Origin of the sequence: Mesorhizobium sp. B2-6-4 (assembly GCF_006441495.1) — a bacterium.
Classification (GTDB): domain Bacteria; phylum Pseudomonadota; class Alphaproteobacteria; order Rhizobiales; family Rhizobiaceae; genus Mesorhizobium.
This window is the reverse complement of sequence record NZ_VFUE01000006.1, coordinates 84,123-102,265: the sequence shown is the minus strand read 5'-3', so window position 1 is coordinate 102,265 and position 18,143 is coordinate 84,123. Positions and strand designations below refer to the sequence as shown.

The window sequence follows — 18,143 nt, the reverse complement described above, 5'->3', positions numbered from 1 at the left end:
CCGTGTGCATCAGCAGCCCTTCATTCCGCGGCCGCGACGTGGCGGCGGCTTATGCCGCGCATGAATTCATCCAACGCCGCCGTCTGCTCGCGGCTGAAATGCAGGCCGCGCTTGGTCCGGCGCCACAGCACATCTTGCGATGTGACGGCCCATTCGTTCTCGACGAGGTAGCGCACCTCGGCCTCGTAAAGGTCGGCGCCGAAATTGCGGCCGAGATCGGCATTCGATTTGGCAAGGCCAAGCAACATCTGCGCGCGCGTGCCGTAGAGCCGCGTGAGCCGACGTGCCAAACGCTGGTCGAGAAAGGGATAGGCGCTCTTCAGCCTCGCCACTTGCGCATCAAAACCGGTCGCCGCGAAATCGCCGCCCGGCAGCGGCGCATTTGCCGTCCACGGCTTGCCGCGCCTGCCGAGAAAGCCTTCGATCTTCTCCAGCATAGATTCCGACAGCCGGCGATAAGTGGTGATCTTGCCGCCGAACGTGTTGACGATCGGGGCTGTGCCCTCGCCGCCATCGGCCTTCAGCACATAGTCGCGTGTCGCCTCCTGCGCCTTGGAAGCGCCATCGTCATAGAGCGGACGCACGGCCGAATAGGTCCAGACGATATCCGAGCGCTTGACGGGTTGGGCGAAATACTCGCTTGCCGCCGCGCAGAGATAGTCGATCTCGGTGTCGCTGATCTTCACGTCGTGCGGATCGCCGGGGTAGTCCTGGTCGGTGGTGCCGATCAGCGTGAACTCGTCCTCGTAAGGAATGGCGAAGATGATGCGGCCATCCTTGTTCTGGAAGAAATAGGCGCGTGGATCGTCGAATTTCTTCGCGATGACGATGTGACTGCCCTGCACGAGACGGACATTGTGCACATCGTTGAGGCCGACGACGCCGGAAAGCACATGATCGACCCAGGGGCCGGCGGCATTGACCAGCAGCCGCGCCTTGACCTCTTCGGTCTCGCCGGTCCGCAGATTTTCGATCCTGATCGTCCACAGCCCGCCTTCGCGGCGCGCCCCGACCACCTTGGTGCGGGTGCGGATGGTCGCGCCCCGGTCGGCGGCGTCACGCGCGTTCAGCGTCACCAGCCGCGCATCGTTGACCCAGCCGTCGGAATATTCGAAGGCCTTCTTGAACAATGGTTTCAATGGCTTGCCGGCAGGATCGGTGGCCATGTCCAGGGTCCTGGTCGCCGGCAGCAATTTGCGCCCGCCAATATGATCGTAAAGGAAAAGGCCGAGCCTGATCAGCCAGGCCGGACGCAGGCCCTTGGCATAGGGCAGCACGAAGCGCATCGGCCAGATGATGTGCGGCGCGTTCTTCCACAGTACCTCCCGTTCCATCAGCGCTTCGCGCACCAGGCGGAATTCGTAGAATTCGAGATAACGCAGGCCACCATGGATCAGCTTGGTCGAGCCTGAGGAGGTTCCGCTGGCGAGATCGTCCATCTCGGCCAGAAATACCGAAAACCCGCGGCCGGCGGCATCACGGGCAATGCCGCAGCCATTGATGCCACCGCCTATGACGAAAATGTCACGGATCGAAGATGCGTCCACCAATTCCTCCAGCGATTTCGCATTGCACCATTTGGCTCTTTTGCGAAACCGTGGCGGAATTATTTCGAACTCATAACGAATGTCAAACGAAATATCACAAGCTCGTGAAAGCGCTGCAACGTCCTCAATCGAGCGAGGTTTCGATCAGTTGAACCTCGGCCTCCTGGCAGATCTTGCGCACCGAGGGGATATCGCAGCGGTCGGTGATGAAGGTGTTGACCTGCGACAGATGGCCGATGCGAACCGGCGCCGTGCGCTCGAATTTGGTCCGGTCGGACACTAGGATGACGTGCCTGGCATTGGCGATAATGGCTTGCGCGACCTTGACCTCGCGGAAATCGAAATCGAGCAAGGCGCCGTCATGGTCGATCGCCGAGGCGCCGATGACGGCGTAGTCGACTTTGAACTGCCTGATGAAATCCACCGCCGCCTCGCCGACGACGCCGCCATCCGAGCCGCGAACCACCCCGCCCGCGATCACCACCTCGATCGAAGGATAGATGCGCATCCTGTTGGCAACATTGATGTTATTGGTGATGACCATGAGGCCGCTGTGATCCAGCAGCGCCTTGCTGACCGACTCCGTCGTGGTGCCGATATTGATGAACAACGAGGCGTTGTCCGGAATCAGCCTGGCGGCCGCGCTGCCGATCGCCTCCTTCTCCTCGGCGGCGATCTTGCGCCTGGCTTCGTATTCCATGTTCTCGATGCCGGAAGGAAACAAGGCGCCGCCATGGATGCGCGACAGCAACCGCTGGTCGCAAAGATCGTTGAGGTCCTTGCGGATGGTCTGCGGCGTGACGTTGAAGTGGGTGGCCAGATCGTCGACCAGAACGCGGCCGTGATCCTTGGCCATTTGGACGATTTCGGCATGGCGCGGCGACAGATACATCTGAAGACCTTTTGCTTTCGTTTTTCTTGATCATAGACGAAAACGAAAGCAATGAAAAGGCGTAAGCCGGCTAATGGAAACCGCATGATAGCAAAGGCAAACTTGGACGCAGTTCCGACTCAGCAGCCTCAGGTTAATCCGCGCGCGATTTCGGTGATGGCGGCAAAAGCCGAATCGACATCCGCCGCGGTCGCCTCGAACTGGCCGACATGGAAGCGGATGGCGACGCGCCCGTTCACCCTGGTCTGTGTCAGGTAGATGCGTCCGTCATCATTGATCGCATTGACAAGCCGGAGATTGTGCTCGTCGGCATCGGCTCCCTCCGCCTTGTGCCGGAACGAAAACAGCGACAGCATCGGCTCGGTGACGATCTCGAAATCCGACTCGTCGGCCAGGCGCGCTGCCAGGCCTTCGCTCCAGGCGACATGGTTGCGGATCATCGTGCGCAGGCCTTCCAGTCCATAGGCACGCAGCAGGAACCACAGTTTCAGCGCGCGGAAGCGGCGGCCGAGCGGCACCGACCATTCGGAATAGTTGATGATGCCGTCATGACCGTGCGTCTTCAGATAATCCGGCTTGATGGCAAGCGTCCTGACATGGCTTTCGGGGTCGCGCAGGAACTGGATCGAGCAGTCGAACTGCGCGCCCAGCCATTTATGCGGGTTGAAGACGATAGAATCCGCCTGCTCCACACCGGCCCAGAAATGCCGGTATTCCGGGCAGATCATCGCCGATCCCGCCCAGGCGGCATCCACGTGAAGATAGACCCCGTGGCGTTTGGCGATCGCGGCGACGCCGGCGATATCGTCAGTGCCACCGGTGCTGGTGCCGCCGACGCAGGCGACGATACCCGCCGACAGCAAGCCTGCCTTCTTGTCGGCGACGATCGCCGCCTCGAGGGCCGCTATGTCCATGGCGCGAAAGCGGCCGGCGACCGGAATGCGCACGAGATTGTCCTCACCGACACCGGCCACCCAGATCGCCCGGTCGATCGAAGTATGCACCTGATCCGACGAGTAGATGCGCAACCGCGCCTGCCCCGCCAGGCCCTTTTTGTTGCCCTGCCAGTCGAGCGCGCGTTCGCGCATCGTCAGTACCGCCGCCAGCGTCGCGGAGGAGGCAGAATCCTGGATGACCCCGGAAAAGCCTTCCGGCAGGCCGAGCGCCTGGCGCATCCAATCGACAGTCCGCGTTTCGAGCTCCGTCGCCGCCGGCGAGGTCTGCCACAGCATGCACTGCGCGGCCATTGCCGAGACCAGATACTCAGCCACCACAGAAACTGGTGCCGCGTTGGCCGGAAAATAGGCGAAGAAGCGAGGATGCTGCCAATGCGTCATGCCCGGCACGATCTTCTCCTCGAAGTCGGCGAAGATCCTGTCCATCGGCTCCGCGTCTTCGGGCGGCGACGCTTCTATGCTCCTGAATATGTCGCCGGACTCGATCCGCGGCCGTACCGGGCGCTGGCGCAGCGTTTCGCGGTAGTCGGCGCCCCAGTCAGCGGCCCGCCGCGACCATTGCCGGAAATCGTCACTGTTCATCCTGTCCTCCCGACATGATCGCTTCACCGGCGCCCTTCGCCCGGTTTTCAAAAACGACTGTTAAACATTTGCAACCACCGGAGAAATCCGGCGCGTCCTTATCCCGGAAAATCCGGCAGACTGGCAAACGCCGTCTTCAAGGCGCTCGACCATCCCTCGGAGATCGTGCGGTAGTACGGGTCGTCATGACCGATCCGTTTCTTCAACCCGACCTGGAAGGCATCCTTTTCCAGGAAAAGCAGATCCAGCGGCAGCCCGACCGACAGGTTCGACTTCAGCGTGGAATCGAACGATACCAGAAGCAGCTTCACGGTCTCCGCGAGACTCATCGACCGGTCATAAGCGCGAATGATGATCGGCTTGCCGTATTTGGTCTCGCCGATCTGGAAAAAGGGCGTGTCATCGGTCGATTCGATGAAATTGCCCTCGGGATAGATCATGAACAGGCGCGGGGCGCTGCCCTTTATCTGGCCGCCCAGGATGAAGGAGGCGTTGAAGTAGGAATCGGCCTTGTCGCCGGCGGGCGAGGAATGGGCGATGACGTCCTTGACGGTTTCGCCGACCAGTCGCACCGTCTGGTACATCGACGGCGTTTCGAGCACTGCCGCGTGCCGGTCGCCAACCGCCTTGGTGCGCTCGTCAAGCACGCTGATCACGGCTTGCGTCGTCGCCAGATTGCCGGCCGACATCAGCACGATGACGCGCTCACCGGGGTCTTCCCAGACATGCATCTTCTTGAAGATGGAGATCGAGTCCATGCCGGCATTGGTGCGCGTGTCCGACATGAACACGAGCCCGCGATCGATCTTGAGGCCGACGCAATAGGTCATGGTTTACTCTTCCGGCAGCGTCGCGTCGGAACGGATTCATTTGACGCGCTTAGTCTTTGTTTTCATGCATATCGTCACCCCAAACCAAGGTGGCGTTTTGGACGACATACATCGGGTGATTACTGCTCCACCGTGACGGTGACGGCAAGCCGCTCTTGCGCCTGTCCCAGCAAAATCCCCGAAACCGGCGACGCATCGCGATAGTCGCGCCCCGTCGCCACTCTCACATAGCGCTCATCAGGAGAGATACCGTTGGAGGGGTCGAAGGCAACCCAGCCGAGGCCCTGAACATGTGCTTCGGCCCAGGCATGGCTTGCCGCCTGCTCGATGGCCGCGTCCATCATCAGATAGCCGCTGACATAGCGTGCCGGGAAACCCATGGCGCGGGCGGTGGCGGCAAAGATATGGCTATGATCCTGGCAGACCCCGGTTTTCAGCGCGAGAGCCTCTTCAGCCGGGGTCGTCGCATTGGTGGTGCCCGGCGCATAGGCGACCCGCTCGGAGATGATAGTCATCAGACGGTGCAGTCTTTCGATATCGGTGCCCTTGCCGGCTGTCTCGGCGAGTGCGCGAATGCCATCGCCGATCATGGTCAAAGGCGTCTCCTGTGCGAACAGCCAGAGCGGCGCGAATCCCTGATGCGGCCCACAAACCCCCGATGTATCGCGCGTCACCACCTCGCCTGACGCCTCGACCGTAATGAAATCATGGTCACCCTCGACGCTCAACAATCGGGTGTCATTGCCGTAGTGGTCGGCAAATCGCACTTCCTCGCGCGCGCCTTCTACCTTCAGGGCCCAGGACAGCACGGTCTGCGTGCGCCCGCTCACCGGAAGCAGCCGCAGCCGCTGCAGCAGGTACTGCACCGGTGCGTCGTAACGGTATTCGGTCCGATGGGTGATCTTGAGCCGCATGGCCTCCTCAATAGAACCTGTAATCCTGCGCGATCTCGTCGCCGAGCCTGGTGTTGTCGCGAATGAAGCCGGCAAGGAATTCATGCAGGCCGGCGTCGAAAATATCCTTGATCGAGCCTGCCTGCAGCATGGCCTGGGTCTTTTCCGCCGTCGCATGGCAGGGATGGCGCCCGCCATAGTCGTCGCCGAGGAACTTCAGGTGCTCGGCCAGGAAGCGATAGCAGAAGGTCAGCGATCGCGGCATGCGCACATTGAGGATCAGATAGTCGGCGATGTTGGTCGGCTTGTAGTCGGCGTCGTAGACCCAGCGGTAGGAGCGGTGCGCCGATACCGAGCGCAGGATCGATTCCCACTGGTAATTGTCGAGCGTCGAGCCGACCCAGGAGATCGACGGCAAGAGCACGTAGTACTTCACGTCGAGGATGCGCGCCGTATTGTCGGCGCGCTCGACATAGGTGCCGAGCTGCGAGAAATCGAAGATCTCGTTGCGCAGCATGGTGCCGTAGAACGAGCCGCGGATCAGCGCCGTTTCGCGCTTGATCGCATCGAGCACGTTTGGCAGGTCACGCTCGTCGATCGGCCTTGCCAGCATGCGTTTCAGCGCCATCCAAGCCTCGTTGATGCTTTCCCAGGTCTCGCGCGTCAGCGCGGTGCGCACCATGCGGGCATTGTGGCGTGCCGTCTCGATCGACGACATCGTGCTCGACGGGTTCGACGTGTCGCGCAACAAGAAGTCGGCTACATCGGCCGCCGTATAGTCCTGATACTTCTGCGTGTAGGCGACGTCGGAGCCGGCGCTGAGCAGCACCGAATTCCACTCTTCCGACGCGCTCTGCGTGCGCGTCAGCGCCATGCGCAGGCCCGCATCGACCAGACGCGCCATGTTTTCCGCCCGCTCGATATAGCGGTTCATCCAGTAGAGCCCGTTGGCGGTGCGGCCGAGAAGCATGGAGTGGCCCTTCGGGCTAGTGAGCAGGGAATAGTGAGTAGCGAGTAGGGAATGTTCGAATTTCGATTGGATACGGCATCGTTCTGTCCCCTCTGATACCAATTACTGCCTACTGCCTACTGACTACTCATCTCAATCATCCAGCACCCAGGTATCCTTCGTGCCGCCGCCTTGCGAGGAATTGACCACCAGAGAGCCCTCCTTAAGCGCGACACGCGTGAGCCCGCCCGGCACGATCTGGATGCGGTCGGAGACCAGCACATAGGGTCTCAGATCGACATGGCGCGGCGACAGGCCCTTTTCGGTCAGGATCGGACAGGTCGAGAGCGCCAACGTCGGCTGGGCGATGTAATTGGACGGCTTGGCCTGCAGCTTCTTGGCGAAATCCTGGCATTCGTTCTTGGTCGCCGCCGGTCCGACCAGCATGCCATAGCCGCCTGAACCGTGCACTTCCTTGATCACCAGCTCATCGATGTGTTCGAGTACATATTTCAGGCTGTCCGGCTCCGAACAGCGCCAGGTCGGAATATTGCCGAGGATCGCCTTGCGGCCGGTGTAGAATTCGACGATCTCGGGCATGTAGGAATAGATCGCCTTGTCGTCGGCGATACCGGTTCCCGGCGCATTGGCGATCGTGATGTTGCCGGCCCGGTAGACATCCATGATGCCAGGCACGCCGAGCGCGGAGTCCGGCCGGAAAGTCAGCGGATCGAGGAAGGCATCGTCCACCCGGCGATAGAGCACGTCGATCTGCTTGTAGCCTTCGGTCGTGCGCATCGCGACATGACCGTCCACCACGCGCAAATCCTGCCCCTCGACCAGTTGCACCCCCATCTGATCGGCCAGGAAGGCATGTTCGAAATAGGCGGAGTTGTAGCTGCCGGGCGTCAGCACGGCGATGGTCGGCGTGCCCTTGGCGTTCTGCGGCCGCACCGCCGCCAGCGACTGGCGCAAAAGCTGCGGATAGTTCTCCACCGGCCGCACCTTGATTTGTTGGAACAACTCGGGGAAGAGCTGCATCATCGTCTCGCGGTTTTCCAGCATGTAGGAAACGCCCGATGGGGTGCGCGCATTGTCCTCCAGCACGTAGAACTCGTTTTCGCTGATGCGCACGATGTCGACGCCGATGATGTGGGTGTAGACGCCGGCGGGTGGCCTGACCCCGATCATCTCGGGCAGGAAGGCTTCGTTCCTGGCGATCAGGTCGCGGGGAACGCGTCCGGCCCGCAGGATTTCCTGGCGGTGATAGATGTCGTCGAGAAAGGCGTTCAGTGCCTGCACGCGCTGCTCGATGCCTTGCGTGAGGCGGCGCCACTCATTGCCAGAAATGATGCGCGGAACGATGTCGAAGGGGATAAGCCGCTCGGAGGCTTCCTGCTCGCCATAGACGGCGAAGGTGATGCCGGTTTTGCGGAAGACGCGTTCGGCGTCCTGCATTTTCTCGGTAAGCCTGGCCGGGTCCTGCTCTTTCAGCCAGCGATCGTAAACCGAATACGGTCTTCTAAGTCCGGAGACCTCCGGAAGCATTTCATCGAACGCTGCCAATCGCATACTCCCCTGTGACGCCATTTCACTGGCGCCGCTGGAGAAAATCAAGCGTAATCGGTGATTTGAGGGATGCGGACGATCAGTATGTCGCCCCTGCCTAAAATTGAGGCAGCTGAAATATGAGCTTGGTCAGGCTTTGCCTCATGCTCGGGCAATGGGTTCCGACGCTAGAAGGCGCGAAAAGTGACGACGGTGAACGTGTCCTTGATGCCGGGAAGAATCTGCACCTTCTCGTTGACGAAGTGGCCGACATCCTCCTCGTCGTCGACATAGAACTTGGCGAGCAGGTCGTAATTGCCGGCAGTGGAGTAGATTTCCGAGGCGATCTCGGCGTCGGCGAGCGCGCTGGCAACCTCATACGACTTGCCCAGCTCGCATTTGATCTGCACGAAAAACGCCTTCATGGCTCCGCCCTGCTAAACGTCCAATCCAAGCGGCCCTTCTGGCAGACTGGAGGCGGGCTTTCAAGCGCTGGAACGGTACTTAGCCAGTTCGGGCGTTGGCTGCGCCTCCCGCAATTCCGCCAAGGCTGCCTGGACTTCGTCGCGCGACAACACTGAATATTCGCCGCCGGTGAAACCCTGAAGCGCCACCAAACGTATGTTAGAATGCCTGCACGGGCAGGATCTTTCGAAAGGCAAGTTCTCGAAAGACAAGGGAAACAGGCTATGCGCCGCACGCTTTTCGCATTCGCATTCCTTCATCTCCTCCTGCCCTTGTCGGCGTTTGCCGGCGAAGCCGAGATCAAGGCGGCGCAAGCGGCCATTGACGGCCAGCTGAGAGCGTTCCTGGCCGATGACGGCGTCACGGCCTACAGCTTCGCCGCACCGAACGTGAAGCGGATCTTCCCGACCGTCGACACCTTCATGAACATGGTGACCAACGGCTACGCGCCGGTGCGCAACCCAAGGAGCTACTCGTTCGGCAAGGTCGAGGAGACGGGTCCGACCTCGATCATCCAGCAGGTGCTGATCGTCGGCCCTGACGGCAAGGACTACGAAGCTGTCTACACGGTGGAGCGACAGCCCGACGGCACGTTCCAAATCACCGGCTGCAGCCTGCGCGCGTCGAATTCGCTGAGCACCTGAACCGTCACAGCGCCGGGATATCGCCCCTCGCCCAGCCCTCGGTAATTTCGGCAGCGCGTGCCTCGAAAGTGCCGGTCTCTATCGCGGCGCGTATGTCCTGCATCAGCTTCTGATAATAGGACAGATTGTTCCAGGTCAGAAGCATCGCACCGAGTGCCTCTTGCGAGCGCACGAGATGGTGCAGATAGGCGCGGGAATAATCGCGTCCCGCCGGGCAGTCGCTTTCCTCATCGAGGGGTCGCGGATCGTCGGCATGGCGGGCATTGCGCAGATTGACCTTGCCGCGCCTTGTATAGGCAAGCCCATGCCGGCCGGCCCGCGTCGGCATCACGCAGTCGAACATGTCGATGCCGCGCGCCACCGATTTCAAGATATCGTCCGGCGTGCCGACCCCCATAAGATAGCGGGGTTTGTCATCAGGCAGTTCCGGGCAGGTGATGTCGAGCATGTCGAGCATGACCGCCTGCGGTTCACCGACGGCAAGACCGCCAACCGCATAGCCTTTCAGATCCATCGCGCTCAGCGCTTGCGCCGAACGCACGCGCAAATCCGCATTGTCGCCGCCTTGCACGATGCCGAACATCGCCTTGCCGGGCTGGTCGCCGAACGCCGTCTTGCAGCGCTCAGCCCAGCGCAGCGACAATTCCATGGCGCGCTCGATCTCCTTGAGCGCGGCCGGTAGTGCCGTGCATTCGTCGAGTTGCATCTGGATGTCTGAATCGAGCAGGCCCTGGATCTCGATCGAACGTTCCGGCGACATTTCGTATGCAGCGCCATCGATATGGGAGCGAAATGTGACGCCCTTCTCGGTCAATTTCCGAAGCTTTGACAGCGACATCACCTGGAAGCCACCGCTGTCGGTCAGGATCGGATGCGGCCAGCGGGCGAATTCGTGCAGGCCGCCAAGCTTCGCCACGCGTTCGGCGCCGGGCCGCAGCATCAAATGGTAGGTATTGCCCAGGATGATATCGGCGCCGACGCCGCGCACCTGATCCATGTACATCGTCTTGACCGTGCCGCCGGTGCCGACCGGCATGAAGGCCGGCGTGCGGATTTCGCCGCGCGGCATGCTGATCAAACCGCGCCGCGCCTTACCTTCGGTCGCCAGCACCTTGAAGGTGAACGTCTCAGCCATTGAATTCCTTGTCGTGTGCCGGTGCGCCCGGAGCCTGTTCGTCCAGCGACTGGCGATAATGGATGCATCCGCGCATGAATTTTGGCCAGGGCGGCACGGCGATTGCCGGATCGATCTTCTCGGGCAGCAGGTCCCACAAATCGGGATGATGCCAGCAAAGATCGTGCCCCGATGCATCGCGATGCTGGCGAATGCCGGCGCGCAATTTTTTGACTTCGGCGATCAAACTGCTCCGGTCCAGCCTGTCGAGGTCATCGTCCATCGCTCATCTCCGCTCGATACAGCAGGCTTGCATCTCCGTAGGAGTAAAATCTGTAATCGTGCTCAATGGCGTGTGCATAGGCGGCGCGCATCGTATCGAGGCCGCTGAAGGCCGAAACCAGCATGAACAGCGTCGAACGCGGCAGATGGAAATTGGTCATCAGCATGTCGGCGGTGCGAAAACGGTAGCCGGGCGTGATAAAGATGTCGGTCGGGCCGGACCATGCAGCCAGCACGCCATCCTCTCGCGCGGCGCTTTCCAGCAGGCGCAGCGAGGTCGTACCGACGGCAATGACGCGCCCGCCCCTCGCCTTTGCCGCATTCAACGCGTCGGCTGTTGCCTCGCTGACTGAGCCGATCTCCGCATGCATCTTGTGGTCGGCGGTGTCGTCCACCTTCACTGGCAGGAACGTGCCGGCGCCGACATGGAGCGTGACGAAGCGGCGTTCGATCCCCTTTGCGTCGAGTGCGGCAAACAGCTCCGGCGTGAAATGCAGACCGGCCGTCGGCGCCGCTACGGCACCTTCCTCCCGGGCATAGATGGTCTGATAATCGGCCCGATCGCGCTCGTCGTCATCCCGCTTCGAGGCGATGTAGGGCGGCAGTGGGATGTGGCCGACCGCATGCAGCGCCTCATCGAGGAAAGCGCCCGACAGGTCGAAGCCGAGCAGCGCCTCGCCCGCCTCGCCCTTTTCGATCACCGTGGCGTCAAGCTGGCCGAGGAAGCAGGAATTGCCGTCATGGCCGAAATGGATGCGGTCGCCGACGGCAACGCGCTTGCCCGGCCGCATGAAGGCCAGCCAACGGTCCGGCGCCATCCGCATGTGCAATGTGGCTTCGACCTGCGCCGCCGCCTCGCCGCGCCGCCTGATACCTTTGAGTTGCGCCGGGATAACCTTGGTGTCGTTGAAGACCAGCACGTCGCCGGCCTGGAGCAGGGAAGGCAGGTCGCTGACCGCCCGGTTCGAAACCCCCTCGCCGGGCCTGACCACCAGCATCTTTGCGCTGTCGCGCGGCTCTGCCGGGCGAAGCGCGATACGCTCTTCCGGCAGGTCGAAATCGAACAGATCGACACGCATCAGAAGAGCCTGATAAGCAGCGCCCCGGCCAGAAGCAGCACCGCGCCGGCCACGCGGCCGAGCGAGATTTCACGAACCGCGACGCCGAGGAACCCGACGCGGTCGATCAGCATGCCCGCCAGCAACTGGCCCGCCACCAGGAACGCCATCAGCGCGGCGGCGCCGATGCGTGGCGTCAGGATGGTGGACAGTGTGACGTAGAAGCCGCCCAGCATGCCGCCGGCGATGAACAGCCAGGGCGCGGGCGCCTTCCAGTCGAGCGAGATGCCTTGCAGCCTCACCACCGCGACGGCAATGATGCCGAGCACGATGGCGCCCGACAGGAACGAAAACGCAGCCACCGCGACCGGGAGCCCCAGGCCGCGCGCCAACTGCGAATTGATCGGCGCCTGAATGGCAATGAAGGCGCCGGACAGGATGCCGAGAAGCGACCAGACGACGCCCATCATTGTCCTGTCGCCTTACTTGACGTCGGCCGCGACCTTCAGCGACACGATCTTATCGGGATCCTGCACCGGCTCGCCGCGCTTGATCTTGTCGACATTGTCCATGCCTTCGATGACCTGGCCCCAGACCGTGTACTGGCGATTGAGGAAGGCTGCATCGTCGAAGCAGATGAAGAACTGCGAATTGGCGGAGTTCGGATTCTGCGAGCGCGCCATCGAGCAGGTGCCGCGGCTGTGGTTGGCATTGGAGAATTCGGCCTTGAGATCCGGCTTGTCGGAACCGCCCATGCCAGCGCGGGAAGGCGCGAAAGAGGGCTTGCTCGAATTGCCGAACTTGACGTCGCCGGTCTGCGCCATGAAGCCCTCGATGACGCGGTGGAAGACCACGCCGTCATAAGCGCCTTCGCGGGCCAGTTCCTTGATGCGGGCGACATGGCCGGGCGCCAGGTCGGGAAGCATTTCGATGACGACCTTGCCCTTGGTCGTTTCCATGATGAGCGCGTTTTCGCGATCCTTGATGTCGGCCATGTCTGATATCCTTTTCAAAAAACAGAACTATTTGTCGGCGGCGATGCGCACCTTGATCATCCGGTCGGGATCGGTGACCGTGCCGTTGTCGGCCTCGTCGCCCTTCTTGATGTGGTCCACCAGTTCCATGCCGCTGACGACATTGCCCACGATCGTGTACTGGCCGTCGAGCGGCGGCGCCGGCGCGAACATGATAAAGAACTGCGAGTTTGCCGAATTCGGATCCTGCGAGCGTGCCATGCCGACCACGCCGCGCTTGTAGTGCTCGGTCTGCGAGAATTCCGCTGGCAGGTCCGGCAGGTCGGAGCCGCCGGTACCGACAGCCTGGGCGTTGAAGCCCTTGTTCATGTTGCCGAATTTGACGTCGCCTGTCTGCGCCATGAAGCCGTCGATGACGCGGTGGAAGGCGACGTTGTCATAGGCATGCTCACGCACCAGCTTCTTGATCTGCGCGACATGCTTGGGCGCGAGATCGGGACGCAGCGCAATGGTCACGTCGCCGTCCTTCAACGTTATGATCATGGTGTTTTCCGGGTCGGCGGCATAGGCCGAGGCCGATGCTGTCACGAGACCGGCAAGCACGACGAGGAACGAGGCGAGCTTTTTCAGCTGCATGGTCTTCTCCGAGAAACCTATTTTGCGAATTTAGCGGTGAGCGCACCGGCAACGGCGGCCGGCACGAAAGGGCGGATGTCGCCGCCCATCGAGGCAATCTGGCGGACAAGTGTGGCGGTAATGGTTCTGACCGAGGGGCTGGCGGGCAGAAAAACCGTTTGCAGCTCAGGCGCCATCGTTTCGTTCATGCCGGCCATCTGCATCTCGTAGTCGAGATCGGTGCCGTCGCGCAGGCCGCGGATCATGATTGAGGCCCCCTGTTTCCTGGCCGCATCGATGACCAGCCCGTCGAAGGCGACCACCTTGATGCGTGTGCCGTCGCGGCCGAATTCGGCCTTGGTCGCGGCCTCGATCAGTTCGACCCGTTCCTCGAAGGAAAACAGCGGCTTCTTGCCGGGATGGATACCGATCGCCGCATAGACGATGTCCGCCACGGCCAGCGACGCCTTCAGCACGTCGAGATGGCCGTTGGTCAACGGGTCGAAGGAGCCGGCATAAAGGGCGATGCGCTCGGTCATGCCGGTGCTTCTAACGGGCGCGCGGACGGAACGCAAATCTCATTGATGCTATCCCCTTGAACCTTTTTGCAGGGATGAACGACAGATGAATGCGCCGATCACGAACGCTTCACGCAGCGTTCACTACCTTGCCCCTTTAAGAAGATGAAACCAAAGTCCCATGTAAGCGTTGTAGAGCGCAGGAGAACACGCACATGCTGATCTACATGCTCGCCACTGCAATGACCGTCGCTATGCTGATCGCCACTGTATTCGGGCTGCATCAGGAGGCCCAGCGCGTCCGCATTAAGACCAACGCCAAACGCTTCGAAGGGTTCGGCCCCCGCAAGCCTCACCGTCACTATTGAGTTAGCCTGAATTTGTTGCGACGCGCCGGCCGATTGGCCGGCGTTGCCATGTCTGTCCAAGCCAGACTTATTGCGCATCATCCGGGCCGGCATCGGCCGCCGGATCGATCTCGGCACCAACCTCGACGATTTCTTCCTCGTCCGATTGCGGCTCGGAAATCCGCTCGACCGAAACCACCTTCTCGCCTTCCGCCGTGTTGAAAATGGTCACGCCCTTGGTGGCGCGGCTGGCGAAGCGGATGCCATTGACCGGCACCCGGATAACGGTACCGCCGTCGGACACCAGCATGATCTGGTCGTCATTGCCGACCGGGAAGGTTGCCACCAGCCTGCCGATCTCGGCCGTCTTCGACACGTCGGTGGCCCGAATGCCCTTGCCGCCGCGTCCGGTCAGACGGAAATCATAGGACGATGAGCGCTTGCCGTAGCCGTATTCCGTCACCGTCAGCACGAACTGCTCATGCGCCTTGAGGAACTCGTAGCGCTCGTCCGACAGCTCCGCCTCCTCGCCGACCTCTTCGTTGGTCAAGGCGATCTCTTCCTCCTCGCCTGCCGGGATGCCGGCGGCCAGGCGCCGTTCGGCCACGACGCGCTTCAGATAGGCGGCGCGTTCGGCCGGCGGCGCATCGACATGCTCGATGACGGCCATAGAAATGACGCGGTCCGTTTCGGCCATGGCGATGCCGCGCACGCCGACCGAGTTGCGGCTCTGGAAGACGCGCACGTCGCCGACGGAAAAGCGGATGCACTGGCCGGAGCTGGCGGTCAGAAGCACGTCGTCATTGTCGGTGCAGGTCTCGACGCCGAGGATCTCGTCGCCCTCCTCCTCCAGCTTCATGGCGATCTTGCCATTACGGTTGACTTGGACGAAGTCAGAGAGCTTGTTGCGGCGCACCGTGCCGCGCGTGGTGGCGAACATCACGTCGAGCTCGCCCCAGCTCGTCTCATCTTCCGGCAACGGCATGATTGTGGTGATGCGCTCGCCCTGCTCCAGCGGCAGCATGTTGATCAGCGCCTTGCCGCGCGACTGCGGATTCCCGATCGGCAGTCGCCAGACCTTCTCCTTGTAGACGATGCCGCGCGAGGAGAAGAACAGCACCGGCGTGTGCGTATTGGCCACGAACAGGCGGGTGACGAAATCCTCTTCCTTGGTCGACATGCCCGAGCGACCCTTGCCGCCGCGGCGTTGCGCCCGGTAGAGCGACAATGGCACGCGCTTGATGTAGCCGGAATGGCTCACCGTCACGACCATGTCCTCGCGCTGGATCAGGTCCTCGTCTTCCATATCCGCGCCGCCCTCGCTCAGCTCGGTGCGGCGCGGCGTGCCGAATTCGTCGCGCACGGCCGCGAGCTCGTCCTTGACGATCTGCTGGACGCGGGCGCGGGACGACAGGATATCGAGATAGTCGACGATCTCGGCGCCGATCGTGTTCAACTCGTCGGCGATTTCGTCGCGGCCGAGAGCCGTCAGGCGCTGCAGGCGCAACTCCAGGATCGCGCGCGCCTGTTCCTCGGACAGATTGTAGGTGCCGTCCTCGTTGATGCGGTGGCGCGGGTCGTCGATCAGGAGGATCAGAGATTCGACGTCGCCGGACGGCCAGCGCCGCTCCATCAACTGCTCGCGCGCCGTCTGCGGGTCCGGCGCGGTGCGGATCAGCTTTATCACTTCATCGATGTTGGCGACGGCGATTGCGAGGCCGACCAGCACGTGGGCCCGGTCGCGCGCCTTGCGCAGCAGGAACTTCGTGCGCCGGGTGACCACCTCCTCGCGGAAGGACACGAATGCCCTCAGCATATCGGTCAGCGTCAGCAGTTCGGGCTTGCCGCCATTCAGCGCCACCATGTTGGCGCCGAAAGAGGTTTGCAGCGGCGTGAAGCGATAGAGCTGGTTGAGGATGACGTCGGCGACGGCGTCGCGCTTCAGCTCGACGACGACCCGATAGCCCTGGCGGTCGCTCTCGTCGCGAATGTCGGAAATGCCCTCGATGCGCTTGTCGCGTACCAGTTCGGCCATCTTCTCGATCATCGACGATTTGTTCACCTGGTAGGGAACCTCGGTGATGATGATCGATTCGCGGTCATTGCCGCGGGCCTCGATGTTGACCTTCCCGCGCATGACGATGGAGCCGCGGCCGGTCGAATAGGCGCTGTAGATGCCGGAGCGGCCGAGCACGATGCCGCCGGTCGGGAAATCCGGCCCCGGAATGATTTCCATCAGCGCCGGCAGGTCGATGGCCGGATTGTCGATGATCGCGATCGCGGCGTTGCAGACTTCCCCCAGATTGTGCGGCGGGATGTTGGTGGCCATGCCGACGGCGATGCCGCCCGAGCCATTGACCAGCAGATTGGGAAAGCGCGCCGGCAGAACCTTCGGCTCGCTGCCGGAAGCATCGTAAGTGTCCTGGAAATCGACCGTATCCTTGTCGATATCCTCCAGCAGTTCATGCGCGACCTTGGTCAGCCGCGACTCGGTGTAGCGCATGGCCGCCGGCGGATCGCCGTCGATCGAGCCGAAATTGCCTTGCCCATCGATGAGCGGCACGCGCAGTGACCAGTCCTGCGCCATGCGCACCAAGGCGTCATAGATCGAGGCGTCGCCATGCGGATGGTATTTACCCATCACGTCGGCGACCGGGCGCGCCGACTTCACATATTTGCGGTTCCAGTGATAACCGCTCTCATGCGCGGCGAAGAGAATGCGGCGATGCACCGGCTTCAGGCCGTCGCGCACGTCGGGCAGCGCGCGGCTGACGATCACGCTCATGGCGTAATCGAGATAGGATCGCTGCATCTCCTCGATGATCGAAATCGGCTCGATGCCGGTGGGGCCGCCGTCGGCGCCGCGCGGTGTTTTTTGGTCGGTCAAATCGGATCACAATCTAAACAGGAATCACTTGCCGTATATATAGGAAGCCGGGCCGAAACTCCAATGTCGACGGCACTTTTCCAGTGTCGATTTTGGCGGCGATTTCAAAAGGATACCGGTGATTGCGACGATATGGCCGAGATCTTTTCGGAGCCGTCGACGCAGAGGCCCGCCATCTCGTGTCAGCGGCGGCCCGCGCGGCGGGCGCGATAGCCACCGGGTGTCTCCCCCATTTCGCGCCGGAAGCGGCGATTGAAGGTCGAAAGGTCCCCGAAGCCGGCCTCGAAGGCGACGGTCGAGATAGCCTCGTCCGAAGCGCAAAGCCGCACCGCCGCCCGGTGCAGCCTGGTCCTCAGCAGAAACCGGTAAGGCGTCATGCCGGCAACCTGCCGGAATGTGCGCAGGAAATGATACGGACTGGTCGCCGTCTCCCGGGCCAGCACGGCCAGCGAAAGTGGCCGGTCGGCATCGATCTCGATACGCCGAACCGCCTCTGCGACCCGTTTCTGGTCGCGGCGGCTGGGTGTCCGCGCCACCTTGGTGGGCCCTGAGCTCGCGGCGACCACCGCCCCGGCAATGCGCAAGCCGAGTTCCTCGAAAGCAGCGGTTTCGCCCACATCGCGCGCGGCCTCCGCTTCGGCCAGCAGCGGCATCAGCGCCGGCATGGGCGGCAAGCGCGGCGTCTCGAACGCCAACGTCCTGGCGCCCGGTACGTCCTCCACGATCCGTTCCATATAGGCCGGAGCAAAATGGAAGGAGAGGCAGCGGTCGCCGGCGCCATGCTCGTGGCCGCATTCGTAGCATGTGCCGGGATTGCCGAGCAGCACCGCGCCTGGCGCAAGCATCGCGGTGCCCTGGCTGGCGCGGTAGCGGAAGGTGCCGTTGGTCACCGCGGCGATGCAGAATGTCCGGTGCTCTTCCTCGAACGGTCGGTCGCCGGCGCCCGCCGTGCACACCACGTCCGACACCTGCCAGCCTGGCCCCGAGGCAATGATCCTGTCGCTCGTCGTCATGGCCTGAAAGATAGCAATTTTTCCCAAGC

General features: G+C 62.1%; 19 protein-coding genes. 2 read left to right on the top strand and 17 right to left on the bottom strand.

Translation table 11 applies throughout. From position 1 onward, the window contains the following. Nucleotides 1–20 precede the first annotated feature (20 nt). The 8 genes from glpD to FJ426_RS10125 all read right to left on the bottom strand — a co-directional run bounded on the left by glpD (nt 21) and on the right by FJ426_RS10125 (nt 8,622). The gene (gene glpD, locus FJ426_RS10160; protein ID WP_140498798.1) at nt 21–1,547 is read right to left on the bottom strand and encodes a glycerol-3-phosphate dehydrogenase; all 1,527 of its coding nucleotides are present in this window, start codon (nt 1,545–1,547) and stop codon (nt 21–23) included. A 124-nt stretch (nt 1,548–1,671) separates the two neighbouring features. Continuing rightward, on the bottom strand, nt 1,672–2,439 hold the full coding sequence (locus FJ426_RS10155) for a DeoR/GlpR family DNA-binding transcription regulator (protein WP_140515319.1): 768 nt from the start codon (nt 2,437–2,439) through the stop codon (nt 1,672–1,674). Between the two features lie 128 nt (nt 2,440–2,567). After that, nucleotides 2,568–3,977, bottom strand: a complete 1,410-nt coding sequence (locus FJ426_RS10150; protein ID WP_140560929.1) for an aspartate aminotransferase family protein — start codon at nt 3,975–3,977, stop codon at nt 2,568–2,570. Nucleotides 3,978–4,075: 98 nt separating this feature from the next. Continuing rightward, nucleotides 4,076–4,807 (bottom strand): peptidase, encoded by a 732-nt coding sequence (locus FJ426_RS10145; protein WP_140560928.1) that lies wholly within the window; start codon nt 4,805–4,807, stop codon nt 4,076–4,078. 119 nt (nt 4,808–4,926) lie between these two features. Beyond that, a complete protein-coding gene (locus tag FJ426_RS10140) occupies nt 4,927–5,721 on the bottom strand; it encodes a transglutaminase family protein (protein WP_140560927.1) in 795 nt (264 codons plus the stop codon). Nucleotides 5,722–5,728: 7 nt separating this feature from the next. Continuing rightward, complete coding sequence (locus FJ426_RS10135) at nt 5,729–6,670, bottom strand: alpha-E domain-containing protein (protein WP_140525347.1); 942 nt, start codon at nt 6,668–6,670, stop codon at nt 5,729–5,731. A 132-nt stretch (nt 6,671–6,802) separates the two neighbouring features. Beyond that, nucleotides 6,803–8,215 (bottom strand): circularly permuted type 2 ATP-grasp protein, encoded by a 1,413-nt coding sequence (locus tag FJ426_RS10130; protein WP_181172773.1) that lies wholly within the window; start codon nt 8,213–8,215, stop codon nt 6,803–6,805. A 170-nt stretch (nt 8,216–8,385) separates the two neighbouring features. Continuing rightward, nucleotides 8,386–8,622, bottom strand: coding sequence for an Lrp/AsnC family transcriptional regulator (locus FJ426_RS10125; RefSeq protein WP_010909609.1), 237 nt, complete (start codon nt 8,620–8,622; stop codon nt 8,386–8,388). A gap of 264 nt (nt 8,623–8,886) precedes the next feature. On the opposite strand from FJ426_RS10125, the gene FJ426_RS10120 reads away from it, so the two are divergent. After that, complete coding sequence (locus FJ426_RS10120) at nt 8,887–9,306, top strand: DUF4864 domain-containing protein (protein WP_140825191.1); 420 nt, start codon at nt 8,887–8,889, stop codon at nt 9,304–9,306. Nucleotides 9,307–9,310: 4 nt separating this feature from the next. On the opposite strand, the gene tgt is transcribed toward FJ426_RS10120, so the two are convergent. The 7 genes from tgt to coaD form a co-directional block, all read right to left on the bottom strand. After that, complete coding sequence (gene tgt, locus FJ426_RS10115; RefSeq protein WP_140560924.1) at nt 9,311–10,441, bottom strand: tRNA guanosine(34) transglycosylase Tgt; 1,131 nt, start codon at nt 10,439–10,441, stop codon at nt 9,311–9,313. Continuing rightward, nucleotides 10,434–10,703, bottom strand: a complete 270-nt coding sequence (locus tag FJ426_RS10110; protein WP_140498815.1) for a hypothetical protein — start codon at nt 10,701–10,703, stop codon at nt 10,434–10,436. Before FJ426_RS10110 ends, tgt begins: the two co-directional genes overlap by 8 nt. Further along, entirely contained in the window at nt 10,693–11,781 is a 1,089-nt protein-coding gene (gene queA, locus FJ426_RS10105; protein WP_140560923.1) for a tRNA preQ1(34) S-adenosylmethionine ribosyltransferase-isomerase QueA, read from the bottom strand. Before queA ends, FJ426_RS10110 begins: the two co-directional genes overlap by 11 nt. Next, nucleotides 11,781–12,230 carry a DMT family transporter gene (locus FJ426_RS10100; RefSeq protein WP_140560922.1) on the bottom strand — a complete coding sequence of 150 codons (450 nt, stop codon included), beginning with the start codon at nt 12,228–12,230 and terminating at the stop codon, nt 11,781–11,783. The genes queA and FJ426_RS10100 overlap by 1 nt, the downstream gene beginning before the upstream one ends. A gap of 12 nt (nt 12,231–12,242) precedes the next feature. Then, nucleotides 12,243–12,755, bottom strand: a complete 513-nt coding sequence (locus FJ426_RS10095; RefSeq protein WP_140498821.1) for a peptidylprolyl isomerase — start codon at nt 12,753–12,755, stop codon at nt 12,243–12,245. Nucleotides 12,756–12,782: 27 nt separating this feature from the next. Further along, a complete protein-coding gene (locus FJ426_RS10090) occupies nt 12,783–13,277 on the bottom strand; it encodes a peptidylprolyl isomerase (RefSeq protein ID WP_224518951.1) in 495 nt (164 codons plus the stop codon). A 110-nt stretch (nt 13,278–13,387) separates the two neighbouring features. Continuing rightward, complete coding sequence (gene coaD, locus FJ426_RS10085) at nt 13,388–13,888, bottom strand: pantetheine-phosphate adenylyltransferase (RefSeq protein ID WP_140498825.1); 501 nt, start codon at nt 13,886–13,888, stop codon at nt 13,388–13,390. A gap of 194 nt (nt 13,889–14,082) precedes the next feature. On the opposite strand from coaD, the gene FJ426_RS10080 reads away from it, so the two are divergent. Then, nucleotides 14,083–14,235 (top strand): hypothetical protein, encoded by a 153-nt coding sequence (locus FJ426_RS10080; protein ID WP_140498827.1) that lies wholly within the window; start codon nt 14,083–14,085, stop codon nt 14,233–14,235. Between the two features lie 67 nt (nt 14,236–14,302). On the opposite strand, the gene gyrA is transcribed toward FJ426_RS10080, so the two are convergent. Then, nucleotides 14,303–17,101, bottom strand: coding sequence for a DNA gyrase subunit A (gyrA, locus tag FJ426_RS10075; RefSeq protein WP_140498829.1), 2,799 nt, complete (start codon nt 17,099–17,101; stop codon nt 14,303–14,305). 182 nt (nt 17,102–17,283) lie between these two features. Beyond that, a complete protein-coding gene (locus FJ426_RS10070; RefSeq protein ID WP_140560964.1) occupies nt 17,284–18,114 on the bottom strand; it encodes an AraC family transcriptional regulator in 831 nt (276 codons plus the stop codon). Nucleotides 18,115–18,143: the final 29 nt, after the last annotated feature.

Coding starts and splice junctions, on each gene's coding strand:
- FJ426_RS10125 (WP_010909609.1), bottom strand. CDS start 8,622: ATGAAGGCGTTTTTCGTGCAGATCAAATGCGAGCTGGGCAAGTCGTAT.
- FJ426_RS10150 (WP_140560929.1), bottom strand. CDS start 3,977: ATGAACAGTGACGATTTCCGGCAATGGTCGCGGCGGGCCGCTGACTGG.
- FJ426_RS10070 (WP_140560964.1), bottom strand. CDS start 18,114: ATGACGACGAGCGACAGGATCATTGCCTCGGGGCCAGGCTGGCAGGTG.
- queA (WP_140560923.1), bottom strand. CDS start 11,781: ATGCGTGTCGATCTGTTCGATTTCGACCTGCCGGAAGAGCGTATCGCG.
- FJ426_RS10110 (WP_140498815.1), bottom strand. CDS start 10,703: ATGGACGATGACCTCGACAGGCTGGACCGGAGCAGTTTGATCGCCGAA.
- FJ426_RS10155 (WP_140515319.1), bottom strand. CDS start 2,439: ATGTATCTGTCGCCGCGCCATGCCGAAATCGTCCAAATGGCCAAGGAT.
- FJ426_RS10140 (WP_140560927.1), bottom strand. CDS start 5,721: ATGCGGCTCAAGATCACCCATCGGACCGAATACCGTTACGACGCACCG.
- FJ426_RS10090 (WP_224518951.1), bottom strand. CDS start 13,277: ATGATCATAACGTTGAAGGACGGCGACGTGACCATTGCGCTGCGTCCC.
- coaD (WP_140498825.1), bottom strand. CDS start 13,888: ATGACCGAGCGCATCGCCCTTTATGCCGGCTCCTTCGACCCGTTGACC.
- FJ426_RS10145 (WP_140560928.1), bottom strand. CDS start 4,807: ATGACCTATTGCGTCGGCCTCAAGATCGATCGCGGGCTCGTGTTCATG.
- FJ426_RS10080 (WP_140498827.1), top strand. CDS start 14,083: ATGCTGATCTACATGCTCGCCACTGCAATGACCGTCGCTATGCTGATC.
- FJ426_RS10120 (WP_140825191.1), top strand. CDS start 8,887: ATGCGCCGCACGCTTTTCGCATTCGCATTCCTTCATCTCCTCCTGCCC.
- tgt (WP_140560924.1), bottom strand. CDS start 10,441: ATGGCTGAGACGTTCACCTTCAAGGTGCTGGCGACCGAAGGTAAGGCG.
- FJ426_RS10100 (WP_140560922.1), bottom strand. CDS start 12,230: ATGATGGGCGTCGTCTGGTCGCTTCTCGGCATCCTGTCCGGCGCCTTC.
- FJ426_RS10135 (WP_140525347.1), bottom strand. CDS start 6,670: ATGCTTCTCGGCCGCACCGCCAACGGGCTCTACTGGATGAACCGCTAT.
- FJ426_RS10095 (WP_140498821.1), bottom strand. CDS start 12,755: ATGGCCGACATCAAGGATCGCGAAAACGCGCTCATCATGGAAACGACC.